This is a genomic window from Methylobacterium sp. ARG-1 (genome assembly GCF_001262595.1).
Classification (GTDB): domain Bacteria; phylum Pseudomonadota; class Alphaproteobacteria; order Rhizobiales; family Beijerinckiaceae; genus Methylobacterium; species Methylobacterium brachiatum.
Map to the genome: position 1 here is coordinate 104,677 of NZ_LHCD01000015.1, position 25,632 is coordinate 130,308.

22 protein-coding genes and 1 pseudogene are annotated in these 25,632 nt (G+C 66.8%); 9 read left to right on the top strand and 14 right to left on the bottom strand.

Annotated elements, in window-relative coordinates; all coding sequences use genetic code 11:
• Nucleotides 1-2: 2 nt before the first annotated feature.
• The 6 genes from AKJ13_RS15660 to AKJ13_RS15685 all read right to left on the bottom strand — a co-directional run bounded on the left by AKJ13_RS15660 (nt 3) and on the right by AKJ13_RS15685 (nt 4,878).
• A complete protein-coding gene (locus AKJ13_RS15660; protein WP_050734181.1) occupies nt 3-1,628 on the bottom strand; it encodes an AMP-binding protein in 1,626 nt (541 codons plus the stop codon).
• Between the two features lie 163 nt (nt 1,629-1,791).
• Nucleotides 1,792-2,469 carry an HD domain-containing protein gene (locus AKJ13_RS15665; protein ID WP_050734182.1) on the bottom strand — a complete coding sequence of 226 codons (678 nt, stop codon included), beginning with the start codon at nt 2,467-2,469 and terminating at the stop codon, nt 1,792-1,794.
• Between the two features lie 85 nt (nt 2,470-2,554).
• Nucleotides 2,555-2,965: a nuclear transport factor 2 family protein gene (locus tag AKJ13_RS15670; RefSeq protein ID WP_050734183.1), complete on the bottom strand. Its 411-nt coding sequence runs from the start codon at nt 2,963-2,965 to the stop codon at nt 2,555-2,557.
• Between the two features lie 84 nt (nt 2,966-3,049).
• Complete coding sequence (locus AKJ13_RS15675; RefSeq protein ID WP_050734184.1) at nt 3,050-3,796, bottom strand: alpha/beta hydrolase; 747 nt, start codon at nt 3,794-3,796, stop codon at nt 3,050-3,052.
• Between the two features lie 72 nt (nt 3,797-3,868).
• On the bottom strand, nt 3,869-4,114 hold the full coding sequence (locus AKJ13_RS15680; RefSeq protein WP_050734185.1) for a 4-oxalocrotonate tautomerase family protein: 246 nt from the start codon (nt 4,112-4,114) through the stop codon (nt 3,869-3,871).
• A gap of 53 nt (nt 4,115-4,167) precedes the next feature.
• Nucleotides 4,168-4,878: an SDR family oxidoreductase gene (locus AKJ13_RS15685; protein WP_050734186.1), complete on the bottom strand. Its 711-nt coding sequence runs from the start codon at nt 4,876-4,878 to the stop codon at nt 4,168-4,170.
• A gap of 131 nt (nt 4,879-5,009) precedes the next feature.
• Between AKJ13_RS15685 and AKJ13_RS30470 the strand changes: the two genes are divergently transcribed.
• Both AKJ13_RS30470 and AKJ13_RS15690 read left to right on the top strand, forming a co-directional pair.
• On the top strand, nt 5,010-5,342 hold the full coding sequence (locus AKJ13_RS30470) for a LysR family transcriptional regulator (RefSeq protein WP_244471627.1): 333 nt from the start codon (nt 5,010-5,012) through the stop codon (nt 5,340-5,342).
• A 354-nt stretch (nt 5,343-5,696) separates the two neighbouring features.
• Nucleotides 5,697-6,989: an FAD-dependent oxidoreductase gene (locus tag AKJ13_RS15690; RefSeq protein ID WP_050734187.1), complete on the top strand. Its 1,293-nt coding sequence runs from the start codon at nt 5,697-5,699 to the stop codon at nt 6,987-6,989.
• 240 nt (nt 6,990-7,229) lie between these two features.
• On the opposite strand, the gene AKJ13_RS15695 is transcribed toward AKJ13_RS15690, so the two are convergent.
• The 4 genes from AKJ13_RS15695 to AKJ13_RS15710 all read right to left on the bottom strand — a co-directional run bounded on the left by AKJ13_RS15695 (nt 7,230) and on the right by AKJ13_RS15710 (nt 10,235).
• The gene (locus AKJ13_RS15695) at nt 7,230-8,390 is read right to left on the bottom strand and encodes a hypothetical protein (protein WP_050734188.1); all 1,161 of its coding nucleotides are present in this window, start codon (nt 8,388-8,390) and stop codon (nt 7,230-7,232) included.
• Nucleotides 8,391-8,420: 30 nt separating this feature from the next.
• Nucleotides 8,421-8,723, bottom strand: coding sequence for a hypothetical protein (locus AKJ13_RS15700; RefSeq protein ID WP_244471615.1), 303 nt, complete (start codon nt 8,721-8,723; stop codon nt 8,421-8,423).
• Between the two features lie 82 nt (nt 8,724-8,805).
• The gene (locus tag AKJ13_RS15705; protein ID WP_050734190.1) at nt 8,806-9,168 is read right to left on the bottom strand and encodes a CsbD family protein; all 363 of its coding nucleotides are present in this window, start codon (nt 9,166-9,168) and stop codon (nt 8,806-8,808) included.
• A 116-nt stretch (nt 9,169-9,284) separates the two neighbouring features.
• The gene (locus AKJ13_RS15710) at nt 9,285-10,235 is read right to left on the bottom strand and encodes a PhnA-like protein (protein ID WP_244471616.1); all 951 of its coding nucleotides are present in this window, start codon (nt 10,233-10,235) and stop codon (nt 9,285-9,287) included.
• A 507-nt stretch (nt 10,236-10,742) separates the two neighbouring features.
• Here AKJ13_RS15710 and AKJ13_RS15715 point away from each other — a divergent pair.
• A complete protein-coding gene (locus tag AKJ13_RS15715; RefSeq protein WP_244471617.1) occupies nt 10,743-12,020 on the top strand; it encodes a carboxymuconolactone decarboxylase family protein in 1,278 nt (425 codons plus the stop codon).
• Between the two features lie 155 nt (nt 12,021-12,175).
• Entirely contained in the window at nt 12,176-13,192 is a 1,017-nt protein-coding gene (locus AKJ13_RS15720; protein WP_082316986.1) for an acetylhydrolase, read from the top strand.
• Between the two features lie 579 nt (nt 13,193-13,771).
• Here the strand turns inward: AKJ13_RS15720 and AKJ13_RS32655 are convergent.
• The 3 genes and pseudogenes from AKJ13_RS32655 to AKJ13_RS15735 all read right to left on the bottom strand — a co-directional run bounded on the left by AKJ13_RS32655 (nt 13,772) and on the right by AKJ13_RS15735 (nt 15,702).
• Nucleotides 13,772-14,098 carry a response regulator gene (locus AKJ13_RS32655; protein WP_050734192.1) on the bottom strand — a complete coding sequence of 109 codons (327 nt, stop codon included), beginning with the start codon at nt 14,096-14,098 and terminating at the stop codon, nt 13,772-13,774.
• Nucleotides 14,099-14,231: 133 nt separating this feature from the next.
• Nucleotides 14,232-14,534 (bottom strand): annotated as a pseudogene (locus AKJ13_RS32660) (response regulator); the annotation flags it as partial.
• Between the two features lie 190 nt (nt 14,535-14,724).
• Entirely contained in the window at nt 14,725-15,702 is a 978-nt protein-coding gene (locus tag AKJ13_RS15735) for a DUF4118 domain-containing protein (protein ID WP_244471618.1), read from the bottom strand.
• Nucleotides 15,703-16,723: 1,021 nt separating this feature from the next.
• Here AKJ13_RS15735 and AKJ13_RS32285 point away from each other — a divergent pair.
• From AKJ13_RS32285 to AKJ13_RS15750, 3 genes are all read left to right on the top strand, one after another.
• Entirely contained in the window at nt 16,724-17,392 is a 669-nt protein-coding gene (locus AKJ13_RS32285; protein WP_064774631.1) for a hypothetical protein, read from the top strand.
• 762 nt (nt 17,393-18,154) lie between these two features.
• On the top strand, nt 18,155-19,390 hold the full coding sequence (locus AKJ13_RS15745; protein WP_050734194.1) for an HlyD family efflux transporter periplasmic adaptor subunit: 1,236 nt from the start codon (nt 18,155-18,157) through the stop codon (nt 19,388-19,390).
• Nucleotides 19,372-21,390 (top strand): glycosyltransferase, encoded by a 2,019-nt coding sequence (locus tag AKJ13_RS15750; protein ID WP_050734195.1) that lies wholly within the window; start codon nt 19,372-19,374, stop codon nt 21,388-21,390. The genes AKJ13_RS15745 and AKJ13_RS15750 overlap by 19 nt, the downstream gene beginning before the upstream one ends.
• Nucleotides 21,391-21,754: 364 nt before the next feature.
• On the opposite strand, the gene AKJ13_RS15755 is transcribed toward AKJ13_RS15750, so the two are convergent.
• Nucleotides 21,755-22,444 carry a TetR/AcrR family transcriptional regulator gene (locus tag AKJ13_RS15755; RefSeq protein ID WP_050734196.1) on the bottom strand — a complete coding sequence of 230 codons (690 nt, stop codon included), beginning with the start codon at nt 22,442-22,444 and terminating at the stop codon, nt 21,755-21,757.
• Nucleotides 22,445-22,573: 129 nt separating this feature from the next.
• Between AKJ13_RS15755 and AKJ13_RS15760 the strand changes: the two genes are divergently transcribed.
• On the top strand, nt 22,574-23,734 hold the full coding sequence (locus AKJ13_RS15760; protein WP_050734197.1) for an HlyD family secretion protein: 1,161 nt from the start codon (nt 22,574-22,576) through the stop codon (nt 23,732-23,734).
• Nucleotides 23,731-25,308: a DHA2 family efflux MFS transporter permease subunit gene (locus AKJ13_RS15765; protein WP_050734198.1), complete on the top strand. Its 1,578-nt coding sequence runs from the start codon at nt 23,731-23,733 to the stop codon at nt 25,306-25,308. Before AKJ13_RS15760 ends, AKJ13_RS15765 begins: the two co-directional genes overlap by 4 nt.
• Nucleotides 25,309-25,632: the final 324 nt, after the last annotated feature.

The window sequence follows — 25,632 nt, forward strand, 5'->3', positions numbered from 1 at the left end:
CGTCACTTCTTCTCGGCCAAAAGCCGCTCGCGTAGGACGAATTTCTTTACCTTCCCCGAGGCAGTCTCCGGAAAAGCGTCGACGAAGCGCCAGATCCGGGGCACCTTGTGCGACGCTAGGCGCGCTCGGCAATACGCGATTATCTCCGCCTCGCAGGCTGCGACCTTGTTCGAGGGGCGCACGAAGGCCGCCGGCACCTCGCCCCAGGTGGAGTCTGGCACGCCGACAACCGCTGCATCCGCAACGCTCTCGTGTTCGAACAGCACGTTCTCGATCTCTTTCGGATAGATGTTCTCGCCGCCGCGGATGATCATGTCCTTCAGGCGGCCTTGCACGCGGCAATAGCCTCCCGCGTCGATGGATCCGAGATCGCCGGTGTGCAGCCAGCCCTCGCCGTCGATCGCCGCGGCCGTGGCGGCCGGCAGATCGAAATAGCCCTTCATGATCGAGTACCCGCGCGCGCAGATCTCGCCGATCTTGCCGGCCGGCACGGTTGCCCCACTCTCCGCGTCGACGATCTTGATCTCAGTCCCCGGCATCGGCTGTCCGACGGTCGCCCGCCATTTGGGGTCGGGATCGCCCGGAACCGTGTGGGCAACGTAGGGCGATGCCTCCGTCTGGCCGTAACCAATCGCCAGATTGGGCCCGAGCGCCTCGGCACGCGCGACTAACTCGGGCGGAACCGGTGCCCCGCCCAGGGTGACAAGGCGCCAGGACGAGATATCTCTCGCTGCGAGGGTCGGATCGTCAAGCATACGGATCAGCATTGTAGGGACGGCGAGCACGATCGTGCCGCGGAACCGCTCGATCAGGCTCAACATCAGCGTGGATTCGAACAGTCGCGGCAGCACATGCGTCCCACCCGTCTGAAGTGCCCCCAGCGTCACGAGCCCACAGCCGGCGGTATGGAACAAGGGCATCGGGTTGACCCAGACATCCCCCTCGCGTGCCCCGATCGTCTCTGCGTAGAGGCGGCCGTTATTCGCGAGGTTGCGATGGGTCAGCATTGCGCCTTTCGGGATGCCGGTCGTACCCGAGGTGTATTGGAGCTGCGCGACATCCGTTGGCCTGACGGTCGGCAAAACCTCCTTGTACTCGCCCGCCATCAGCGCCGGCCAGGCCGAGAGCGGGATAATCTCGGTCAGCTCAGGCAAGTCTACGCGAGCCTCCTCTAAGATGGCAGCCAGATCCCGGTCACGGAAACGCTCCTGAAACAGGATCCCCCGCGCACAGGACTGCCTGAGGACATAGGACAGCTCCTCGCGTCCGAAGGCGGGGTTCACCGTAACGAGCGTGATACCGGCGAGAGCTGCGCCGAACTCCGCGATCACCCACTCGGGACAGTTGGCGGCCCAGATAGCGACGCGCTCGCCCGGTGCAAAGCGTGCAGCCAGCCCTGCCGCAAGCGTCTGCGATAGGGCGAGCAGGTCCTTGAAGGTCCAGCTTTGCGCTTCGTTGCCCGGGCCGCCATCCACCAACGCCACCAGGTCCGGCCAGCGTGAAGCCGCGTCCGCCAATGCCTCGCCGATCGTTGTTTCGAGGATCTGTGCATCCCGGCCTCGCGCGTAGGAAGTCTGAGCCGAAGCGTCAATAGGGCGTCCCGAGGCCGCGCGCTCCCGAGAAGGCATCGAGATCTCCAACCATGGTTATGTGCTTTAGGCGAGGCAAAGCAGTTACCGGCAATAATCGCTGGCGCTAATTTTCTGCGACGTCTGTTTTAGGAATGCTTTTCTGGGACGTCGGCTGAACGTTAGTCAGCGTTGCCCGCACGCTCGCGCTCCACAGCCTACATCAACCGTGGTGTCCGCACCCGCAACCCGCAGCATGTGTTCCACCGGGCCAGCGGGAGGCGCGGATCACGCTGCAGAAATTTCCCTTGCGGAAGCCCGGCTCCTTGTCGGCGATGACATCGGCCTTCACGTTGCCGAAGGTGGTGTCCGGCTTGTGCCGGATGCCGTCGTAGAAGGCCTGGATGATGTCTTCCTTGAAATCCGGCGTACGGGGAAAGGCGGAGACGACCGCCTGCCGCTCGGCATCGGAATACTGGCTGTAGGTCAGGCCCAGCACGTCCATCTCGACGCCGGCCGTGACCAGCGCGACCACCGGATGCATGTGGACCGGAATGCCGGGCGTGGTGTGCAGCGCGATGGCCGTCCACACGGTGTAGACGTCCGCCTCGGGCACGCCGTGCGCCTTCAGGAACTCGCGCGCGGCGTTGGCCCCGTCGACCTCGAAGCGTTCCTCGGCGCTGCTGTGGTCGGGCATCAGACCGACGTCGTGGAACATGGCGCCCGCGTAGAGCAGCTCGCGGTCGAAGGTCAGGCCGCGATGCGCGCCGGCGAGCGCGCCGAACTGATAGACCCGGCTCGAATGGTTGAAGAGCAGCTCCGTCTCGGTATCGCGGACGAACTCCGTGATCGCCCGAGCGAGCTTGCTATCGGGGATCGACACGTCGTGGACGATAGTCATCGTCTTCTCCTGCTCGGCAAATGGCTATGCGGCGGCCTAAGCCAGGCCGCGACGCGGGGGCTGCGGCGCTGGCGTTGACACCGCGTCAGGTGTCGGCCGCGTGAACGAGGCGCATCGCCGGGAAGCCGAGCTTGCTGGCGAAGACCTCTTGGACCTGCACGGCCGCGGGAAGTGGGCGCCAAGCGACCTCGATCCTGTCGATAAGGCCCTCCTCGTTCAGATGCAGGTGCTCGTTGCCCTTCACCGTCACGCCGCTGCAGGTGAAGCTGAAGAACACGGCGACATCCCGATCCTTGGCGAAGCGGAGGTTCGCCTTCAGGCTGTCGATCGTTTCGAGGAAGGCAGATAGCACCTGGACCACAGCCTCCTTGCCGATCGTGGGTTCGGGGAAGATGGGACCGAGCAGGACAATGTCGTCGGCAAGATGCGGCACGATACGCGGACTATCTCTAGTGGCAAGAGCATTGAAATAGTCATCGACATGAATGGCATTCATCGGAAGACGCTCTAGGAGTGCTTGTTAATGAGATTTAGACATAGGGTAAGGCTGCGCCTTGAGGTGGCAGCCCTGCCGGATTGATTATTGGGCGGCGCGCTCGATCAACTCGGCGACCTCGGCCGGGTGGGAGACAGGCGACGCATGGCTGGATTGTAGCGTCACGGTCTGGGCATTCATCCGCTTGGCGAACATCGCCTCGGCCTCAGGCGGGATCATCTGGTCCTTGCTTGAGATGGCGTAGAAGGTCGGCTTGTCGTGCCAGGCCGCGACCGTCGCTTCCGTCCCGAACACCTCGCTATTGAGCGGTTTCTGGTGTGCGACCAGCGCTTTGCTTTCGGCTTCCGGAACGTCACCGGCGAATACCGTCGGCATTGCCGCAGGGTCGATCGACAGGTAGCCGCGCGCGTCCGGCCTTAAGGTCTTCTGCCCCGGCGTCGGCGGTGCGCCCTGCGACAGCTTCTTGAGGCTTTCGCCCCGGTCTGGCGCATAAGCGGCGACATAGACCAGCGCTGACACCTTCGTGTCATTGCCCGCCTCGCCGATCACCATACCGCCCCAGCTGTGTCCGACGAGTACGGTCGGCCCCTTTTGCTCGGCCAGCGCCGCGCGGGTGGCGGCCACGTCGGCGTCCAGCGACGTCAGCGGAATGGAAACCTGGGTGACGTGAAAGCCCTTGCGGCGCAGTAGCTTGGCGACCTTATCCCAGCTGGTCGCGTCGGTGAACGCCCCGTGGACCAGCACGACATTGCGCGCAGGGGTGGCCTGAGCCGCGCCCGCGACGGCGAGCGAAAGGGCGGCGGCGGAGAGTGCGGAGACGATCTTGTTCATTGGTCATTTTCTGCTCTGATGGGCAGCGACGAGCAGGCTCCTCGCTGATCATGGATCGGTGACGAGTCGGCGTCAGGCGCCTGCCTGGCGGTCCTGAGCGTGCTGGCTTCGGTAGTCGGCCAGCGGCAGGCCGCCCTGGCCGAGATCCTCCATCTCATGTTCGTGGAAGACGACGGTCGTTTCTTCTCGGGGCTTGCCCATCACGTCGAACAGCAGGTCGGCGATGCCCTTGTAGACCGCGGCCTTCTGCTCCTTGGTCGTGCGGTCCGCGCCCGGAGTGGTCCCTTCGCGGGTCACTAGGATGTTGACGATCGGCATGGTGGACCTCCGGCGGAAACAGGGGGCGCTTGGCCGCCCCCACACTGGCGAGATCAGCGACCAGCGATTAGGCCGCCGTCGACGTGGAGGATTTCGCCGGTGGTGAAGGCGGCGTCCTCAAGGTAGAGCACTGCGCGAACGATATCCTCGACCTCGCCCAGCTTGTTCATCGGGTGGAAGGAGCCGAGTTGCTCGACGGTCTTCGGATCGTGCATCGGCGTGCGCATTACGCCCGGGGCGACCGCGTTTACTCGGATGCCGCGGGTGGCATATTCGATTGCCAGGCTCTTCGTCGCCGAGTTCATGCCGCCCTTCGTCAGCATGGCGATGAAGGCGGGCGAAAGCGAACTGGCGAACTCCGCCGTGGACGCCGTGATCTGCACGACGTGGCCGCGGCCCTGCCTCAGCATCACAGGGATGACCTGCTGGGTCGTGAAGAAGAAGCCGTCGAGGTTGGTCCTCAGCTTCAGCCGGTAGTCCTCCTCGGTGTACTCGGTGAACGGCTTGCCGATGAAGATGCCGGCGTTGTTCACCAGCGTGTCGATGCGACCGAACCTCTCCAGCGCCGTCGCGACCAGACGCTTGCCCGTCTCGGGGTCGCCGATGTCGCCCGCGACCGTCATGAGGTCCGTCTCGGTTGAGGGCCGGATCGAGCGCGAGGTGGCGACGACGCCGTAACCGCGCGCGCGGAACCCCTGCACGATGCCCTCGCCCAGCCCCTGCGAGGCCCCGGTGACGATGGCAACCTTCTTGATGTCCGTCATTGTCGTCGTCCTGCATGGCCACATGCGCGGCTGTCTCGCAGGGCAGCGTTTACGGCGCTGACGTCGGTCCAAGAATTCGCTATCTCTGATCAGTGGCTGATAAAAAACGCACAGAACTCGACTGGCACGATGTGCGGGTCTTCCTGGCTCTCGCGCGGCATGGCAGCTTGTCCGCGGCGGCCCGGACACTCGGCGTGAACCACGGGACGGTTTCACGGAGGCTCCTCTCCCTAGAACGGAGCCTGGGTGAGAAGCTCGTCGAGCGGCGGCCTGAAGGCTATGCCCTGACGCCTGCTGGCGCTCATGCGCTGGAAGCCGCGAGCGACATGGAGCAGGCGGCTCAGGTCCTCGGTCGCGGCGGCGTGGATGGAGGCCCTAGCGGCTTGGTGCGGATCAATGCATCACCTGCGATGTCAAACGGATTTCTCGCCTCCCACATGACAGTAGCCGATTTGGGTCGGTAGGAGGCCGTCTGCTTTTCAGGCGCGTTTTCTCGGAAGCGGACGGGCGGCTTTCGGCCAGACTACGTCATGCCGGATCGCCAATGAGCGCAAAACCAGTCGTTCGGCTTTGCGCCCAAATCAGTCATTCAGGGGCATCTGCCGACATCTCCGAAGCGGACATCGGCGCGCAGCGAGTCAGATGTCACAGTTACGTCGCTTCCGAACCTTCATCCGGGGCCAGCGAATGCTCGCTCGTGACCTGACGGTTATAGCGGATGCGGGAGGCAACCGGGCCTGCGGTAGCCTCGATGCGTGGGCCAGGCATGAGCGACACACCGCTTGTCCAGTTCGATGCCCGATCTCAGTTACAGCCCCATGGCCACTCAGTTCGACGTCATCATCATAGGCGGAGGTGCCGCCGGCATCGGCGCCGCGCGACGACTTGCGGCCCACGGCGCATCGGCCTTGCTGCTTGAGGCCTCCCCGCGTCTAGGGGGCCGGGCGTACACTCAGGACTTGGGAGGCTACCCGCTCGACCTCGGCTGCGAGTGGCTCCACTCGGGCGACCGCAACGCGTGGGTCGGCATCGCCGAGGCATCGGGCTTCCCGGTCGACCGCGGCGATCCACCGTGGTCGAAGGCGCATCCCGCCATTGCCGAGGACAACGACGACAAGGAGGCGGCGTGGAGGGCCTACGGCGCCTGGGAGGAACGGCTCCGCGCCGTAGCTTCGGGCAGCGACCGCACGAGTGACGCGCTTGAGCCCGGAGGCACCTGGAACGCCTACGTGCGGGCCATCGCCGGCTTCATGAGCGGTGTCGCACCCGAGGAGATCTCCGCCACCGACTACATGGCTTACGACACGGCCTCGACCGGTCTGAACTGGAACGTGCCGCTCGGCTACGGTACGCTCGTCGCCGCCAGCCTGCCGTCCTCGGTGACGCTGCGCCTAGCCACCCCCGTCGAGCGGATCAACCTGACGGCGGATGGCGTTGCAATCTCGACGCGGACCGGCACCGTCCGCGCCGGGGCCGCCATCCTCACGGTCTCGACCGCGGTCCTAACCGGCGACGCGATCCGCCTGCCCGCCGGGACCGTACCCTGGCGCGAGGCGGCCGCCGCCCTGCCGCTGGGCCGCAACGAGAAGGTCTTCCTGGAGATTGGGCGGGACACCGCGTTCGAGCCGGACGCGCATGCCTACGGCAACCTGCATGACCCGAGGTCCGCCTCCTACTCGATCCGGCCCAACGGCTGGCCGGTCATCGAGGCGTTCCTCGGGGGCGAGGGCGCCCGGATCTTGGAGGAGGAAGGGCCGGCCGCCGGCTTCGCGTACGTGTCCGCCGAGTTGGTCGCCCTGTTCGGGAGCGACGTGGCATCGGCCATCCGTCCGCTCGCGGCGACGGCCTGGAGCCGGATGGCGTCCATCGGCGGCGCCTACAGTTGCGCCCTGCCGGGCCAGTCGCAGGCGCGGGCACGGTTGGCCCAGCCCTTCGAGGACCGGCTCTTCTTCGCGGGCGAGGCGACGCACCCCTTCGACTTCACCACCGCCCACGGGGCCCACGACAGCGGGCAGAGGGCCGCCGACGAGGCGATGGATGCGCTTCACGGCAGGCAGCGCTTCGCTCGCCGAGGACATGTCGCCGCCAAGGGGATGCAATCCGTTCGGTAACGACCTCGTCCCCGACGGCGCGACGCCTTGACCGGCGAGGCAAGGACAATCGGGGGCTCGGGAAGCAATTTCCGTATGACCGCCTTCACGATGATGCCCAAGATTACGGGGATGCGGCCAACGCGGAGGATTCAGGATCAATGAACCCCATCGCACCCGGTATCCCGGAAGCCCCAGGCGTCTTACGGGGACAGTCGGGAAATTCAGTCTAGACCAACGCGCCGCATTGCCCGGGCCAACCTATTCCGTCTTCGGAGCGGTCGGTTGGGCAGGGGCGGGATGAACCGTCATGGCCGGCGGCTGGACCGAGAGCTGTTGGTTTGCCTCGGCGAGCCTAGCCTGGGCCGCCGCCAGTTCCTGCCGCGTCGTCCCAAGGTGGTCCTCCAGGGCGGCCATCTCCTTGTTGCGGGTGGCCAACGTCTCGGTGAGGGTGGCCAACTGCGCCTGGGCGTCGGCCTGCTTCCTCTGCAACGCCTCCACCGCCGAGGTCGCACCGTCACGGTCGGCCGCCAGCTTCCGCACCGCCTGTTCGGCCTGGCTTCGCTGAGAGATCACCCGGTCCCGCTCGGACTGCGCCGTGGCGAGCTCCTTCTGCGTCGCAGCCAACCCATCCTTGGCTTGCTGCACCTGCTGGCCAGCCTGCGAGACGTCGCTCGTGAGCTTGTCGCGGTTCGCCGTAAGGCCGGCAACCGCCTGCTCCAGGTCGGCCTTCCGCTTCGTCGCCTGCTCGGTCGCGGCGCGGGCATCGGCGAGATCCTTCTGCGCGGCCGCGGAGCCATCGCGCGCCTTCTGCTGGCTCTCCTCGGCCTTGGCCAGGTCCGCGGTCTTGGCGGTCGCCTCCTGGGACAGAGCGGCGATGTCGGCCCGCAGCTTCGCCTCCTGCTGGCGCGTCTCCTCCAGCCGGCGTCCGACTTCCGCCAGTTCCTTGGTCCTGGCGGTCGCCGCCTGCTCGGCCGCCGTGGTGGCCTCCTTCATCGGCGCGAGCTTCTGCTCCGCCTGCGCGACCTGGGCCTGCAGCCCGGCGAGCTTGGTCGCCTCGGCCTCGGCGGCGGCCTTGGCCTCGCCGGTCTTGCGCTCGGCCGCCTGCCGTTCCGTCGCCAGGCCGGCGGCCTTCGCCTTCGCCTCCTCCCCGGCGCGCGAGATGTCGCGCTCCTGCTGCTGGGCCGATGCGATCCTCACCTTGAGCCCGTCGAGGGTCCCTGCCGCCGCCCTTTGCTGATCGAGGTCCGATTGCAGGGAGACCTGCTGCGTCTCCAGGTCCTGGATGCGGTGGTCCCGCGCGGTCCGCTGCCGCGCACCGGCGATGGACGCGACGACCAGCCAGACCAGGAGGACCGCCGCCACGACGGCAAGGCTGAACGGGAGGGGCCTGCGGAGTTCGGAACGGTAGTCGATGGCCATGACATTCTCGCGGGCGTGGGATGGAACGGGTCAGGTTGGGGTAGCGGCCTCGCCGGGGGTCGGTTCGGCACCGGCCGCCCCCGGCTCGGGGGCGGGGACGCCCGACGCGAAGCCGGCACGATCCGTCCCGACCAGGGAGCCGATCATGCCCAGGAGGGCGCGGCGCTCGGGGGATCCGTTCGCCGAGGCGAGGAAAGCCCCGAGCTCGATGCGGGACGGCCTCCCGCCGGATGGCACGTTCGGCTCGTGGAAGACGTACACGTCGGCCGGGTCGTCGCCGCGACATAGGTACCAGCGGTCGTCGTTGGACCCGTCGTGGATCAGCGTGCGCATGGGTGGCATCGAGGGTCCCCCGGATGTATCGCCCCGGTCGGGGACCGGCCCCGTCGGGACCCTGGCCCCCGGCGGCGGCCGGTCAGCGACGACCGTGGACGACCATCGCGAGCAGGTATCCGATGGCTCCGGCCATGGCCGCCAGCACCAGCGGGGACTCCTTAGCGTAGTCCGTCACCGTATCGGCACCCCGACGGTAGGTCCGCTTGGCATCCGGGAAGGACCGACAGCCCTGCTCGATGGCGTCCTTGGCCACTCCACCGCCCTGGTCGGCGACGTCGCGCAACGCGTCCTTGGCCCGTCCGTACAGGTTCTCGACGGTACCCTTCGCCTCGTTCGCGATGCCGTTGGCCTGGGGCTCGCGGTCGCCCGTCACGTCGCCGACGGCGCCCCGGACCTTGCCGCCGAGTTCCTTGGCGGCGCCTCTGATGCGGTTCTCGTCCATGATCTCGCTCCGAATGGGTCGAGGAGGCTCAACGGCCCACGGCCTGCTTGGCCGTGGGCTTTCACACCGAACCGGTCGCCACTTGCCGGTTGGCAGGTAGCGAGCTGGGACCCGGCTCAGACCCGACGCTGACCGACCGGCGCGACGACGGTACGATCCGCGACGAGGCCCTTGGCCCCGCCACGGCCGGCGAGGAAGGCGGCGACCGCACCGAGGATCAGCGCCAGCGCGCCGTAGAGCGCCCCCTGGGAGCCGACGCGGGCCGCGGTATCGGCCGCCTGCTTGGCCTGCTCCTTGGCCTTCGCGACCGAGTCGTTGAACTGCTTGGTGTAGTCGGCGACCTGGGTCCGGGCCTGCTCGACCGGGATGCCCTGCGCCTTGGCGACGGCCTGGGCGGCCTTCTCCTGGGCATCCTTCTGCTGGGCGGCGTCACCGGTCACGGCGGCGCGCATCGCGCTGACGGCGGCGTTCTTCAGGGCCTCGGGGTCATTGCCGGTGCCGTTGCGGACCTGGCTCTCGATGTTCGAGAACGGGTTGTCCATGCCCGGGAGCGACGGCGCCGCGGCCTGGGCCGCGGTCTTCACCGAGCCGCCGATCAGGTTGCCGGCTCCGCCGAGCGTGCTGGTCACCGCGCTCGATGCGCCGCTGACCGCACCGCCGACCGCCGACGAGAGCAGGTAGACCACGACCAGGGTCGAGACCGCCCAGGCCACCAGGCCGTGCAGTCCGCCGGTGAGCAGGGCCGGCTTGCCCGAGAGGCGCCCGGCGAGCCAGCCGCCGGCTGCGGAGGCCAGGATGCCGGAAATCACGAACCAGATCCCGGCCCCGGACGAGAGCGACCCCGCGGTGGGGGTTCCGTTGCCGGCCGGATCGACGGTCGACAGCCCGACGCCGAGCCCGACCATGTTGAGGATGACCTGGGCGACAAGGGCGATGACCGCCCCGGCGAAGATCGCGCCCCAGGCGACCTTGTGGACCGCGACGGTGCGCAGGTCGTCGATGGGATGGACGCCCGCCGCCGGGGTGCGGTCGAGGTCGGCGCGCGTCGTGTCGGGCGTCAGGGCCATGCGTCGTTCCAGTGCTGATCGGAGTGCGTCGGCGACAACGCCCCGACCGAGGCGCGTCGACTTACCTAAGGGTCCGCGTCCGACGATGTTCCACGGATTAACATCCCGGAACGCGTGCCCAGGTCTGGCACGTCGACACGACACCCATGAGACGGGGCACCGGGGCGCACCTCATCCCGCATGGACGAATGCGGGGACATCGTGCGAATCGAGCGGATGGACGGTGATGCGTCGGTGGCGTGGCGAGGATCGCCTTCCACGAGACGCGGTCCTCCAGCAACGGGATCGGACCGGTGGAGGTCGCGTCGGCATGGTCGGACGTCACCCATAGGGTCGGCAGGGCGTGGTCCGCGAAGCCAGGCCGAGATGGATGTCGGCGCTCGGCGCCGCATCTCGGTGGAGGTCGGTAGCACCGCCCGCGCCCCCCCCAGTCGCTCGATTGATGACCCGAAGTCATATCCTCATGCCGATTTCCTCGTCTAATCGCGGGGTCGGGCCGGGGCTAGGTTGACGGGACGCACCACGGCGTCACCGACCGAACCCGGGAAGACAGGCATGGAGATCAGGCGCAGCGGCTCGCAGCCCTCGGGGAAGGGGCCGTCCGAATGGTTCACCGGCGTCGTACGGGTGGACCCCTTGTTCAGCCCCGACGAGCCCGCCCGCGCCGGCGCCGCCCAGGAGCGTCCATCCGTCGCGCCAAAGAGCATGCAGGCCATCGCGCCCGGGCTCGCGGACGACACCGACCGGGTGCTCTTCGGTGACGTCTGGCTCCGCCCGCAGCTGGCTCCCAGGGACCGGAGCCTCGTTACGCTGGCGGTGTTGATAGCCACCGGCAAGACCGCGCAGATGGGCGGTCACCTTGGCCGCGGCCTCGCGAACGGCCTCAAGCCGGTCGAGATCGCGGGGATGGTCACGCACCTTGCCTTCCACGCGGGTTGGCCGAACGCGGTCTCCGCGCTAGAGGTGATCGAGCGGACCTTCACCGAGCGTGGGATCGATGTCGCCGCGCTCCGCCGCGATGCCGGTACGCCGGGTAGGACGACGGCATCGAATCGGGTCGGTCCCGAAGCCGAGGTTCCGGGAGCGGGCGCCGACCCATTGGCTCCGAGGTTCGCCGAACTGACCCACGACGTCATTTTCGGTGATCTCTGGCATCGGTCCGACCTGACGCCACGAGACCGCAGCCTGGTCACCCTCTCCGCCCTGGCCGCCGCCGGCGACCTCGGCGGGTTCGGCGAGGAGGTCCGCCGCGGATCGGGGAACGGCTTGACGAAGGTCGAGATCGGGGAGGCGCTCACGCACCTGGCCTTCTATGCCGGCTGGCCCAAGGCGAGCGCGGCCATTTCCGTCGCCACGAAGGCGCTCGACGGGCCCGCGCCCGGACCGAAGGTGCAGGTCGTGCCGCCGGGCCGATCCCCGGTCGCCGTTCCCGCGGCGAACTTCACCGGCTCGGCCTTCCTGACTTCCTCCTTCAAGGGAACCGGTGGCGCGAGCCTCGGAGGCGGGACGGTCACCTTCCAGCCGGGCGCGCGCACCAACTGGCACACGCATCCGCTCGGCCAGTTGCTGGTCGTGACCGAAGGCCGGGGTTGGGTGCAGGCCGAAGGGGAGCCGGTCCGCGCGATCACGGCCGGGGACACGGTCTGGATCGGTCCCGGGGTGAGGCACTGGCACGGGGCGACGCGGACCGGTGCCATGACGCACGTGGCGGTGGCGGAGAGCGCCGATGGCCGAAGCGTGGTCTGGCTCGAACCCGTCACCGAGGGGCAGTATGCCGGACCGTGAGACCGGTGCTCCCTTCGCCCCGCGGTCGAAGTCCCCATGGCTGCGGAAGGGGTCGTACTCCAGGCCGAGCGTTCGGGATTCCATCCCACCGACGAGGACCGATGACCGCCATCGACGATGACCGACCCGACCCGGCTCCGGTCCGGAAAGGACCCGTGACGCCACCGACTCGGCGCGGCTTCGCCACCATGGCCATTGGGGCGGGCGTGGGCTTGACGCTTCCGCGCACCCGGGCGTTCGCCGCGACGGCGTCCGGGGAACCGGGCGTCGTCGATTTCGAGTGGACCGATGCGACCCGTGGCAGGGTGGTCCCGGCCCGGCTGTATTGGCCTGGCGGCTCCCCGCGAAAGGGGGCCGTGCCCCTCACCGTCTTCTCGCACGGGCTCGGCGGATCCCGGAAAAGCTACAGCTCCCTCGGAGAACGCTGGGCGGCCCGCGGCAGCGCCAGCCTGCATCTCCAGCACGTCGGCAGCGACCAATCGGTCTGGGGCGGCAACCCTCTCCTCCTGTTCGACCGGTTGGACGACGCCGCGCAGGAAGGCGAGGCCATCGAGCGGGCGCGCGACATGCGCTTCGGGCTCGACCGGCTGCTCGCCCGTGACAACCCCTATCACGCGCACGTCGACCGCGACCGCATCGTCGCCGCCGGCCATTCCTACGGGGCCAACACCACGCTGCTCGTCCTGGGCGCCCAGGTGATCCGGAAGGGCGAGCCGCTCGGGTTCCGGGACGGGCGCTTCAAGGCCGGCATCGTCATTTCCGCCCCGCCGTTCTACGGGGAAACGGACCTGGCAGCGGTGCTCGGCGGCATCGACGCGCCGACGCTGCACGTGACGACGACGGAGGATACCATCCGGATCCCGGGCCGCTATTCGCCGGTTCAGGACCGCGTCGACGTCTACGCGGCGATGCCCGGCTCCAGGAAGGCCCTCGCGGTCTTCAGGGGTGGGTCGCACAGCGTCTTCACCGACAGGACCCTCGGAAACGGGGATCCGCTGAACCCCTTGGTGAAGCGCGCGACCGCGGACGCCGCCCTGGCCTTCCGCGACCTCGTCTTCACGGGCGACCCGGTGCCGTTCGACGAGTGGGTCTCGACCTGGAACCCGTTGCTGGCGGCGGCGCCGGTGCCGTTTCCCGTCCCCCTACGGGGAAGGGAGCGTCGTCGCGCCTGATCCGGACGATGGATCTCGGAGTTGCCGGACCGAATGCAGGCGTGTCACGGTCCTGGCACGCCGCATGGCCGCGGTGTACGGACGCGAGCGCTTCAACCCTTGCGTCCGAAAGGTAGACCGGGTTTCCGCCCCACTCGGCCGCAGGATGATGTCAAAGCACGGCATCCGCGGGAAACGCGGCGTCGACATACGCGTGTTCCCCTTTCGTGCGCCTTACAAAAATCAGCGCCAGGCAGGGCCAATCTCACCAGGGATTGGGTGCCCGAAGGGTCTCATGTCTACCCATGGTACATCCGGCGCTGAAGATTTTGGGATGACGAAGAGGGTCTGGGGTTCGTCCACGCACATGAATGGATCAAGGTCGGCATGGCCTTCAATCCGTGGAGGGGCCTGGCCGCGCATCGGCCGTTCGGCTCGATCGTGCGCGCCCGCCGACCCGCCTAGGCTGCGGCGCGTGCGCGCCGTTCCGAAGGCGTTTGGGCGGCGATAAGCGAGCCCGACGGGATGCGAGACGTCCGAGGACGCACCACCCCATGGTGCCATGGCTTGCGCCACCCTTCTGGACCGCCGAACCTATTCCTATCGTTTCGGAGAGACGAACGGGCGCAAGAGGCCAGGCTGGTGATCGAGGCCGACCTGGCCCTTCCGAAGGAAACGGTCGGCCCGACCGGCCAAGCGTCGTCGGTCGTCCCCGTCGACATCCTTTGCCGTCAGCACCACGACCGGGATCGAACCCCGCTCTGGCTTGGCGCGGAGCGTCCTGAGGAACGCGAACCCGTCCATTTCCGGCATCAACGAGTCGCTCAGGATCAGGCCAGGACGCTCGGCCGCCACTGCCGCGCGCCCGACCTTGCCGTTCTCGGCCGTCGTTACCCGCCAGCCCTCCCGGACGAGCCGTGTCGACATGCGCTCGTGCGTATCGGCATCGTGGTCGATGACAGGTAGCGGACCCTCGTGCCCCCCGGGGTCGAAGGCGTTCCATCGCGGCGTGAAGTTCCCCCCGGTCGACCGGATTCTGCAGGTAGTCGGCGGCGCCCAACGAGAAGACCAGGTTCTGCTCGTTCAGCACGGTGGCCATGATCACGGTTGTATCGCCCAGATCCGGATCGTCCCTGAGGGCGCGCAGGACCGACCAACAGTCCATCTGGGGCATGGTCACGTCGAGAAGCATCACGCGCGACCGGATGGACCACGCCATGTCGTGCCCTTCGCGTCCTTTGACGGCGGCCATGACATCGACGCGGTCCCGTTCCGGGAAGCGAGCGAGGAGCCTGCGCGTCGCCGGATCGTCGTCGACGACGAGGACGACGCCCTCCCCGGAGGCGTCGTCCGGGTATGCCAGGCCAGCGCGTCCATCCGCACTGCGGGTCGACCTTCAGACGTCGGAGACCCGATGCCGACGGTCTTTGCCACCCGCACGGCGGCATGAAGCTACGGCCCCCGAACCGATTGCCATGGTCTTCCTCGCGTCGGTGGCGCGACACCTGGCACACGTCGCCTTTCCTCGCGAGCAGCGGCCCGGGATGGCGTTTTCAGACGGCCACCGCCGGGAAGACCAGACGCACCTCGGTCCCGGGTCCCCCGGACCATGCGAGTTCTCCGCCGAGCTGTTGCGCGAGGCCCTGCGCGATCCGAAATCCCAGGCTTCGGCTCGAAGCGGGGTCGAACCCGTCTGGGATGCCCTTGCCGTTGTCGGCCACCGTCAGCGAAAGGCGTGAGGCGTCGACCTGCTCAAGGCGAACGACGATGGTGCCGCGCGCGTCGTCCTCGAAGGCGTGCTTGAGGGCATTCGTGATGATTTCAACGACAAGGAGCGATAGGGTCGTCAGGCGCGTCAGGTCCAGCGTCACGACGGGCGCTTCGACGAGACAGACGACGTTGCGCGCTCCCGTCGCGTCGAGCATGTCTGAACAGAGTTCCTGGAGGTACTGCCCGACCGGCATGGCGATGCGTGACGGGTCGTAGAGCCTGCGGTGGAGCCGTGAGATGGTCTCAAGGCGCGCCCGCGCGTCGTCGATGACGTCCAGCGCCTGCGTGGGGTCGGCGACGACCTTCTTGCGCTGGAAGGTCAGCAGGGCCGCCACGAACTGCATGTTGTTGGCGACGCGGTGCTGCAGCTCCTGGAACATGGTCCGCTGCTGCTCGTACAGACCGGCGTTGACGGCGCGCTCGCGTCGAAGCTGGTCGCCGGCGACGTGCATGAAATGGATGAGCGCGATGTCGACCACGACGATGAAGGCGTAGAACGCGAGGGCGATGCCGGTTTGGGGGTTCAGGTCGAAGCTGTTTGCCGGCGCCAGGAAGAAGTACCAGGCACAGATGCCCGACAGGACGGCACAGACGATGCCCGGCCGCAGGCCGAACAGGAAGGTCGTGACCACGACGACCGGGAAGAAGGTCAGGTAGGGGAAGCCCGGCGGCAGAACGGGGTCCAGCCAGAGCCTGACCGCCAAGGCTGCGGCGGCGGCGGCGAACGCCGTGACGTCGCCGAGCCAGGGATGTGCCCGCAACCGAAGGATGACCTCCCCGAAGGGACTTGTCCCGGGATGGTCCGGTGGGGCGGCTGGCGGGCTATGCATGGAGGCCAGGGTAGGACGGCGGGATCGAGCCGTCGACAACAAACGCCCTGCACAAAACCGGGCCGGCCTTGCCCGGGAATTGGTTGAGGTCGGACCGTTTCTCGTGCCCTGCCGGGAAAAACGCGAGTCCTGCCCAGGGGATCGATGGTTTGGACGGAACGTTATGAGCGGTCGGCTCTAACCATCGAGCTACAGGCCCCACAGAGCGAAAACGCATAGGGAAGCAGTACCCGAGCCGCCCCGTTTCGTCACCCGGGATTCCCTTTCATTCCCGTCCATTCTCGCGCCCTAGAACGAAAGCGAACATCGTTGCTCCGGCCGCGGAGATCGACTCGACGCGTAGCGCGTAGCGGTTAGCGGTTAGCGCTACATCTTACCCGCTACGCGGCATGCCGGAGGTGTCCGCGGCCGAGAGGGCCGGTACGCCCGACGAGGTCGGGACGGTGGGCGCGCTCCTCATGGGATCCGACGGCGCCTTCATCACTGGAAGCGACTTCCTGGTGGATGGCGGCGTCACCGCCGCGTACTGGTTCGGCGACCTCGCGCCCGAACGCCGCGTCGAGGATGCCCCTGCATCCAGAGGATCACCCCGAGCCGGCATGGGAACCGACATGCCCACTTCCATGGCGAGCGACTACTCCGGGCGCGATGCCGCCATCGCGATCAGCACCTACACGACGGTGCTGCGCCGCCCTCGGGTTCCGCACGAGCTTTTCGCGACCTACTGGCGGGACGTGCATGGCGCCCTGCGCGCGCGCATTCCCGGTCTCGCGTGGTACCCTAGAGGCATTTCGACCGGGAGCAGGACGCTCACCTGTGGCCGGCGGTCGAGAGCATCCGCGCGTTCCCAGACCACGAGTTGGACGGGGGCGTCGAGATCGGGTTCGGCTCCGCGGCGGACCAGGCGGCCTTCGACGAGTCGTGACCGATCCTGTTCGCGGACGAGCAGAACATGTTCGCCGCCACGGTCGCATATGCACTCCCGCATGGGTTGACGACGTTGGTGGACCGCGTGGCCGAGGCGTCCCCAAACAGGGACGGCGGCCTCGACCGGATCGAGCTCCACCTCGGCGCCTCGCACGGGAACGCGGTGAGGTTCGGCGAGCGCGTCGCGAGGTTGGCACGCGCCCTAGCGGCGGAGGCCCCGGTCCTCAAGGTGCGGCTCCACCTGCCGGAACCCTATGACAACGCCAAGCCCGCGCCGCCCGCGTCTGACGTGGACCAATCGGCAGCGGACGAACGTCGGCTGATCGCGGTCCTGGAACTGGTGTTCCATTCACCGCTCGTGCGTCGGACCTTCCACGCCTCCGATGCATTCAAGGCCGCGACCGCGGGACTGACCGAGCATGTCGCCTACGCCACGGCGTTCGCAGTCAGCGGCGTCTACTCCTACGTCCGGGACGAGCAGCTGACGCTGGCGGGCCTGCGCGGAGGCCGGCCGGCCCAGCTCATCGGGCGGATCGGCGCGGTCGACCAGGCCGGCGCGGACGTGCGGCACCTGATCCACGCGGGAAAACCGTCCGCCGGTCGAGGCCTCGTCGGCCGGGGCATCGATCTGGCAAGTGGTGAGAGATCCGCGTCGAGGGTTGTGTCGACCCGCGGAACGTCTGGGCGTCGCTGAAGTGGTCGACAAGGACGAGAGGTGCCATCGGATTACCGAGTGAGGCCAGGGGCACAAAGGGATGCGCCCCTGGCTACTCTAGGTTTGTTCAGAGCGGAACTTTGGGGTCCAAAAGCGGATCTTTGGTTCGGCTATCATTACCCACCAACCACCACGACGAGTAGCAGTAAGGCGATGATGTTGGTGATCTTGATCGCCGGGTTCACGGCGAGCTTGGCGTTGCCATAAGCAAGGTAGCTTGACCGGCCGGAGAGGCGCCGTTTGCGTCTAACCGAACGCTCAAGGCCGCGGGGTCGAGGTCCGGTTACCTACCTCCTAAACTCTGAAGCAGCCATTCCGCTTACGGCCAAGTCCAGCCCCGCTGGCATGGCCTTCTGAATGACCAAGGTGGGTGGATTTCCGCCGGTCCGCTATGGGGAACGGATGCATCAAAGCGGACCTCGCCCTCCCGCCCCTTTCCGACCCTAAACAGGCATTCGGAAGGTCAGCTTACCGGCAATTGCAGACCGCCTGGCGGCGCGGCCATGCCTGGCGACCAGATCATGCCATTGAGGACGTGACGACGATCCTCGGCGGACTGGCCCACGCGCGCCTTCTGCCGAGCGCCGTCGTTAAGGAAAATGCAACCACGGCGCGAATCTCAGGATCCAAACCGCTGGGCTGAGGGTTTACGCGAGTGCAACTCGAGAAGCTCAAACCACCCTATTGAGATAATTGCCTTAACCGCTGAGGCGCTGGGGCGCTGTATCAGGATGACGGGGCATGTTTTGGAACAGGCGTATTGTCCGTATTCTTGTCGGGCTGGCGCTTGTAGCCACCGCCATTGTCGTGATGCTGCCAGGTCTCACCGGCTATACGAGTCTCGATGGCACCGTGAACGCGCGCTTCGCCGTGCTGTCGGCGCCGATCGAGGGTGTCGTCTCCGAAACACCACCTAAGGTCGGGACCGCATTACACCAGGACGCCGAACTTTTCCAGATCAGCAACGACCGCATCGCCCGCACAGCCGAAGCGCAACTGGATGCCGATCTCGGCGCGGCGCGCGAGCGCCTCAAGGCGCTCGACGCCCAGCTGGGACAGCTCACGGCCCTCAAGAAGGAACTCGCCGCGCGACTCGGGGACTACCAGAAGGCGAGCCTACAAAGCATCCAGCAGGAAATCATCATCCGCCAGCAGCGGATCAGTACAGCCCAGGCCAACCGTGTCTCGGCCGAGGCCGACCTCAGCCGCAAGCAGACCCTTGGCGCGACGGGTGTGGTTGCCAACAGCTCGGTCGAGGCGGCCAGGGCCACCGCTATCGCCTCCGGTAACGAGGGCACGATCGCAAGGGCCGAACTCGACAGGCTCAATCAGCAGCTTGATGCCCTGAAGCGTGGGACCTTCGTCGGCGAGGGGCGCAATGACGTGCCCTACTCGCAGCAGCGCGGCGACGAAGTGACGATCCAGCTTGCCAACGTGGAGGCGCAAGACAAGATCGAGCGGGCCCGTGTCCAACTTCTGGAACGACAGCTCATGATCGAGCGCGGCCGAAACGATCGGTTGTCGAAGGCTTCGATCCGCCTGCCCTTCCGCGGCGTGATCTGGCGCAACAACGTCGTGGGAGGCTCGAATGTCGTCGTCGGTCACGAGTTGACCCGCCTGCTCGACTGTCGGGACCTCTTCGTCGACATCCTGCTCGATGAGGTCGATTACGACCAGATCAAGCCTAGTGATCCCGCAGAGGTGCGCCTGCTCGGCACCTCGGAGCTGATTGCGGGACGGGTGACCTCCGTTCGGGGATCAAACGCGGCGGTGGAGGAGGTCACCCTCGCTGCCGTGCCGCCGAAGAGCAGGGGCAAGAACGCCCGCATCCGGCTCGCCCTCGAACAGAACCCGATGCAGACCGATTACGAGAATTTCTGCCATGTGGGCCGCACGGTGCAGGTTCGGTTCGCCAGATCAGCTGCGACGCTACCTCTCGTGAATTGGGTGAAGAGCCTGTGGTTCAGTATATCCTAGAGCAGGAGCTCTGGCCGATCGCCCCGACCCTGTTCGTCGCGGCCTTCTTCTTCGTCTTCATCTTGAACTGGCCACGGCAGCGAAGTTGGTCTCGCGCGATCGCCTGCACGTTCGTACTCGCGGTCGCCATCCGGTATCTCCACTGGCGCTTCCTCCACACGGTGCTGCCGCATCCGGTCGACGGGAGCTTTGCCTTCATCTGGACCTGGGCGGTCTTCTGTGTGGAACTCGGTGCCTTCGCCGAAATCCTGCTGTTCCTCGTCGTGATGAGCCGTTGTGTCGATCGGAGCTCGGAGGCGGACGGCCTGGAAAAACGCTTCTTCGCACAGTCGAAGGAAGAATTGCCGACTGTCGACGTCTTCATCCCGACCTACAACGAGCCACTCGACGTACTGGAGCGGACCATCATCGGCGCTCTCGCGCTTGATTACCCGCGAGACAAGTTCAAGGTCTACGTCCTCGACGACAAGCGGCGCGACTGGCTGAAGACCTATTGCGAGGAGAAGGGCGCCATCCACGTAACTCGGCCGGACAATTCGCACGCCAAGGCCGGCAACATGAATAACGGCCTCAAGGTATCATCGGGCGACTTCGTTGCGATCTTCGACGCCGACTTCGTGCCTTACCGCAATTTCCTGCGTCGGACGCTTCCCTTCTTCACGGACCCGACGGTCGGCATCGTTCAGACCCCGCAGCACTTCTTCAACAAGGATCCGGTTCAGTCGAATCTTTCGCTCGAGAAGGTCTGGCCTGACGAGCAAAGACTGTTTTTCGATGAGATGGCCGCGAGCCGCGATGCCTGGGACGTGAGCTTCTGCTGCGGCTCCTGCTCGGTCGCCCGCCGCGCGGCGCTCGATGTCATCGGGGGCTTCCCCCATGATTCGATCACTGAAGATCTGCTCACAACCCTCGCCATGCTCAACAAGGGATACAAGACCCGTTACCTGAACGAGCGTCTGTCGATGGGCCTCGCGGCAGAGAACCTCAAGGGATACTTCGTCCAGCGCGGCCGCTGGTGCCGCGGCGGCATCCAGACGATCTACCTGCATAACGGTCCGCTGCGCGGCCCGGGCCTGAGCCTGTTTCAGCGGGCGATGTTCCTGCCCCTATCGTGGCTGATGCAATACACGACGCGGTTCGTCATCCTCGTGGTGCCGGCGGTGTATCTCTGGACCGGCGCCGCACCGCTTTACTTCACCGGCACGCAGGACATCGTCTACTATCAATTGCCCGTGCTCGCGGCCTACTTCCTGCTGATGGGTTGGCTGACGCCGACGCGCTATCTGCCACTCGTGTCGAGCGCGGTGGGCACCTTCGCGACCTTCCGCATGCTGCCCGTGGTGATCTCCAGCGTGATCAAGCCGTTCGGAGTGCCGTTTCGCGTGACGCCAAAGGGCAGCGGCAACGAGGAGAACGCCTTCGATGCCTACACCTTCTTCTCGATCGCCTTTTGTATCGCCGTTACGGCGCTTGGCCTCGTCATCAACATCGTGCCGGAGTGGTCTCGCATCGGCGAGGGTGAGTTTTCGATCGTCTCGGCCTATTGGGCTGCGCTCAACATTCTGGTCCTTCTGGTCGCGGCGCTGATCTGTTTCGAGAGATCACGCCCGCTTCTCGATAGTTTCGCAACCGACGAGCCGGCCCGTGTTGTCGCCGCGGATCGATCCCTGAGCGCCCGGATCGTCAGCTTGTCGCTTGATCGGGGCGTTGCGTCGTTCCCGGCCGATCCTGGCATGAGCCCGGGCGATCGGATCTGGATCGAGATGGAGCGCTTTCCCCACCTCGAAGCCAAGGTCGAAGGCGCGGCGCCAGGCAAGCGCGGCAAGCCAGCCTGCGTCAGCTTTTCCTACAGCCTTGGGGGTGCCTGCCACGACGCGATGATCGTCCGGCTCTACACAGGCCAGTACTCGCAGGACATTCACGACATCGACAAGTCGGCGATTTTCGGGGGCCTTTGGAAACGCCTTTTCGGCCGCTCCCAGACCTATGATCCGGCTTGAGCCGAAAATCCTCTCCAGAGATACCGATGGCCGCTCGGTGGCAGAGATAAATGCGAAGATGAATGTCGGCTTTCGGACGCCGCCTCAATGACCGCTCACCACCCCGAGCCGAAGTTGCCGGGCTCCTGAAGAACGTCCGCTTCGCGGGAACGCCGACAGCGCTTCCGGCGGCTGAGTTGAGTCGCTACCGGAAGGGCCGCTCGGGGTGGATTTGTGACGTTCTGCTTCGGGACGGAAAAACGTGGAAGCGGACGTTGCCCACGCAGCTACTTTTGACCCTACAGGCAAGGCGCAAAGCACCGCTAGGAGGCTGATCAATCAGGAGGGTGATCCATTCCCTGAAACCATATGGCGGTCGCGCTCTTCAAGCAGGATTAGGACGGACGCCGGCGAGAAAAAGACTGACGGCAGCGCGCCGGCGCCTCTCCTGGGCTTCCGGGTTCACCTCGATGCCGTACAGCGCCTGCTTCGAGCTGCGCCCCATCACGAGGTTCAGGAAGAGGTCGGCGGCGATCTCGGGGTCGTCGACTGCGATCTGCCCCTGGTCGGCCATAACGCCGAGGAGACCACCAACCACCCTGATGCCGCGGAGCCACCCCTCCTCATAAGCAAGCTTGGCGAGGTTGGGGAACTGCATGGCCTGGGCGGCGATGCAGCGGGTAAGCGCGGCGGCGCCCGGTGCCTGGGAGCGGTCGAGGAGGTTGCGGCTCAACGCGTCCAGCACCGTCGCAGCATCCGCAGGGGTGGCGCGCAGCGCCTGCGTCTCGGCCGCCGCCGAGAGGGGTGCGAGCCATTCCCGGATGCGATCCTGCAGGACCGCCTCGAATAGCGCGCGCTTGTCCTGATAGCGCGAATAGAGCGTCGGCTTGCTGACGCCAGCAGCCTCCGCCACCGCGTCGATGGAGGTGCCGTCGAAGCCGCGTTCGATGAACAGCTGGGTCGCCACCTCCACGATGCGGGCCTCGCGCCGGGCGGCCTCCTCACGCGTCGGTCGACCGCCGGTCCCTCGCTTGGAGCCCGCCTCGGGCTCGGCCACCGTGATCGCTGCCATCATCAATCTCCTTGTCACGTTCCATGCCGCCCTGTATCAATACGTTACCGTATCGTATTGATGTTGGCCACCACCATGGACGCTCGACCGCGCGACCTTCCCCAGCCCGAAGCGCAAGCTGCAACCGCTACCATGGCAGCCAGCCCCGCGCTGACTGCCTCGGTTCAACCGGTCACCGCACCGGCCGCCAAACGCCGGAAGGCACGCCTGATCCTCCCGGTCATCCTCCTCGCCGCCCTCGGCGGCGGCGGCAGCTATGGCTGGCACTGGTGGACCGTCGGCCGCTTCCTGGAGACCACCGAGGACGCCTACCTGCAGGCCGACAAGGTCACGGTCGCACCCCGCATCGCTGGGTATGTGGCCAAGGTGCTGGTGGGTGACAACCAGCCGGTGAAGGCCGGCGACGTGATCGCGCGCCTCGACGACCGAGAGTACCGGGTCATGCTCAAGCAGGCCGAGGCCGAGGTCGGGAAGAACCGCGCTCAGCTTCTCGGGACGGCGGCCGCCATCCTGCAGCAGCAGGCGCAGGTCGCCTCGGCCAAGGCCGAGGTCGAGAACACCGACGCGGCCCTCGACTTCGCCGGAAAGGAGTACACCCGCTACCAGAACCTGCTGCAGACCGGCTCCGGCACGGCGCAGCGCCAGCAGCAGGCCGATGCCGACCTACGCCAGAAGCGAGCGGCGCACGACAAGTCCGTCGCCTCCCTCGACGCCGCCCGCAAGCAAGTCGACAGCTTGAGGGCGCTGGAAGGCAGCGCCCGGGCGAGTCTGGAAGTCGCGCAGGCGAAGGTGGAGCAGGCACAGCTCAACCTGACCTACACCACCGTCACGGCGCCCATCGACGGGACGGTCGGCGACCGCTCGCTGCGCGTCGGCCAGTTCGTCTCAGCGGGTACGGGCCTGCTCACGGTGGTGCCCATGGGCCGCGACATCTACCTTGTGGCGAACTTCAAGGAGACGCAGACCGGACAAATGGTCGAGGGTCAGCACGTCACCTTCACCGTCGACGCGCTGGGCGACCATGAGTTCGAGGGCCGGGTCGAAAGCTTCTCACCCGGAACGGGTGCCCGGTTCGCGCTGCTGCCGCCCGAGAACGCCACCGGCAACTTCACCAAGGTCGTGCAGCGCGTCCCCGTCCGGGTCGCCCTCGACGATGCCGATCCGATGCTCGCCCGCCTGCGCCCCGGCCTCTCGGTCGAGGCCACCGTCCACCTCCATGATGCCGTCGAGCCGGTGAAGCCGCACCAGCGTCGGCCGGCGACCGCCCTGGTCAGCGAGGCTTTGCCCCGATGAGCGCCGCGGCAGCGACGAGCGCGCCTGAGGTTCAGGCGAGCGCGCGCGACTGGCTCGCGGTGTTCGGAGCGATCCTCGGCGCGTTCACCGCCATCCTCGACATCCAGATCACCAACGCCTCGCTTTCCGACATCCAGGGTGCGCTCGGCGCCTCCACCGAGGAGGGCAGCTGGATCTCGACCGCCTACCTGATGGCCGAGATCATCGTGATCCCCCTCACCGGCTGGCTCTCCTCGGTGATCGGCCTGCGCCGCTACCTTTCGGTGAACACGATGCTGTTCACAGCCTTCTCACTCGCCTGTGCGCTCTCGACCTCCCTGTCGCAGATGATCCTGTTCCGCGCCGGCCAGGGCTTCACCGGCGGCGTGCTAATCCCGACCGCCATCGTCATCGTGCGCACGCGCCTGTCGAAGAGCCAGCAGCCGATCGGCATCGCGATGTTCGGGCTGACCGCCACCTTCGCGCCTGCCATCGGCCCGACGGTCGGCGGCTGGCTCACCGACAACCTGTCCTGGCACTACATCTTCTACCTGAACCTGATCTTCGGCCCGCTCGCCGCCGCGATCCAGCTCGGCGCCTTCGACAACGTGCCGGCGCGCTGGGCCGAGCTCCTGAAGGGCGACTGGATCGGCATTGGCCTGATGGCGACCGGCCTGCCGGCCCTGACCTACGTGCTGGAGGAAGGTCAGCGGAAGGACTGGTTCGGCTCCCCCATCATCGTCGAGGTCAGCCTGCTTGCCGTCATCGGCATCACCGGCTTCATCGTCCGCGAACTGATGGCCGAGCGCCCCTTCATCAACCTGCGGGTTCTCGGCAACCGCTCGGTCGGCGGATCGTGCGTGCTGATGACGGTGCTCGGGGCGGTCTCGTTCGGCTCGATCTACATCATCCCGGTCTACTGCGCGCAGATCCAGGGCTACAACGCCCAGCAGATCGGCTACGTCGTGATGTGGTCCGGGCTGCCGCAGCTGCTGCTGTTCCCGATGATGCCGCTGATCATGCGCACCTTCGACGCTCGGCTGCTGGTGGTGACCGGAACGCTGTTCTTCATCGCGAGCTGCTGGATCAACGTCGGGCTGACCCACGACGTTGGCGCGGACCAGCTGATCCTGCCGCAGCTCCTGCGAGCCATCGGCCAGCCGCTGTTCACGATCCCGCTCTCGCAGCTCTCGACGGCGGGCCTCGCCCCGCGCGACACGGCGGACGCCTCGGCGCTGTCGAACATGATGCGCAACCTTGGTGGCTCCATCGGCATTGCTATGCTCTCGACGATGATCGACCGGCGCGAGCACATGCACTTCTCGGTGCTGGCCGAGGCGATCACCGTGAACGCCACGCGGACGCAGGAGCGCCTCGCCGCCCTTGCTGCCGGCTTGCACGGGCACATCGCCGACCAGGCCGCCGCCAAGGGCGCCGCCATCGGGATGCTAGCCACCCAAGTGCGCCGCGAGGCCTACGTGATGGCCTATGCGGATGGGTTCTACATTGTCGGCGTCAGCCTCGTTCTCAGCCTGGGCGTCGTCGCCATCTTGAGGAAGCCGCAGCGGACGGCAGGCCCCATCGAGGCCCACTGACCCTGTGGCTCAATTGAATCGTGCCGCCACCTCGCGTGACGGTGCGATGCGTGTCCGGCGTGCGCATGCCCCCCCGCGCAGGTCGGACACGCCCCCCCAGGACACGTGCATATTCGAGATCGATAACAGCGGAACAAACGTCCGCTTTCGGTAGCCGCACGGCCGCGCGTGGAAGACTGAGTTGGGTCGGAAGCCGCGCGTCCGCTTTTGCAGCGTTCCTACTCCGAAGCAGCCCTTCTGCTTTCGGCCAGGTTTGGTCATTCACGGCCGCTCAACCTGCCGGCAAGCGGACCTTCCGACCTTCAGCAAAGGGTGCGCACGAGC

Bases quoted from the DNA above. Each gene is read 5' to 3' on its own strand.
- AKJ13_RS15685 (WP_050734186.1), bottom strand. From the start codon at position 4,878: ATGACGGACATCAAGAAGGTTGCCATCGTCACCGGGGCCTCGCAGGGG.
- AKJ13_RS15765 (WP_050734198.1), top strand. From the start codon at position 23,731: ATGAGCGCCGCGGCAGCGACGAGCGCGCCTGAGGTTCAGGCGAGCGCG.
- AKJ13_RS15690 (WP_050734187.1), top strand. From the start codon at position 5,697: ATGGCCACTCAGTTCGACGTCATCATCATAGGCGGAGGTGCCGCCGGC.
- AKJ13_RS15700 (WP_244471615.1), bottom strand. From the start codon at position 8,723: ATGCGCACGCTGATCCACGACGGGTCCAACGACGACCGCTGGTACCTA.
- AKJ13_RS15755 (WP_050734196.1), bottom strand. From the start codon at position 22,444: ATGATGGCAGCGATCACGGTGGCCGAGCCCGAGGCGGGCTCCAAGCGA.
- AKJ13_RS15705 (WP_050734190.1), bottom strand. From the start codon at position 9,168: ATGGACGAGAACCGCATCAGAGGCGCCGCCAAGGAACTCGGCGGCAAG.
- AKJ13_RS15745 (WP_050734194.1), top strand. From the start codon at position 18,155: ATGTTTTGGAACAGGCGTATTGTCCGTATTCTTGTCGGGCTGGCGCTT.
- AKJ13_RS15670 (WP_050734183.1), bottom strand. From the start codon at position 2,965: ATGAATGCCATTCATGTCGATGACTATTTCAATGCTCTTGCCACTAGA.
- AKJ13_RS15665 (WP_050734182.1), bottom strand. From the start codon at position 2,469: ATGACTATCGTCCACGACGTGTCGATCCCCGATAGCAAGCTCGCTCGG.
- AKJ13_RS15710 (WP_244471616.1), bottom strand. From the start codon at position 10,235: ATGGCCCTGACGCCCGACACGACGCGCGCCGACCTCGACCGCACCCCG.
- AKJ13_RS15760 (WP_050734197.1), top strand. From the start codon at position 22,574: ATGGCAGCCAGCCCCGCGCTGACTGCCTCGGTTCAACCGGTCACCGCA.
- AKJ13_RS15695 (WP_050734188.1), bottom strand. From the start codon at position 8,390: ATGGCCATCGACTACCGTTCCGAACTCCGCAGGCCCCTCCCGTTCAGC.
- AKJ13_RS15660 (WP_050734181.1), bottom strand. From the start codon at position 1,628: ATGCCTTCTCGGGAGCGCGCGGCCTCGGGACGCCCTATTGACGCTTCG.
- AKJ13_RS32655 (WP_050734192.1), bottom strand. From the start codon at position 14,098: ATGTCGACACGGCTCGTCCGGGAGGGCTGGCGGGTAACGACGGCCGAG.
- AKJ13_RS32285 (WP_064774631.1), top strand. From the start codon at position 16,724: ATGTTCGCCGCCACGGTCGCATATGCACTCCCGCATGGGTTGACGACG.
- AKJ13_RS15675 (WP_050734184.1), bottom strand. From the start codon at position 3,796: ATGAACAAGATCGTCTCCGCACTCTCCGCCGCCGCCCTTTCGCTCGCC.
- AKJ13_RS15680 (WP_050734185.1), bottom strand. From the start codon at position 4,114: ATGCCGATCGTCAACATCCTAGTGACCCGCGAAGGGACCACTCCGGGC.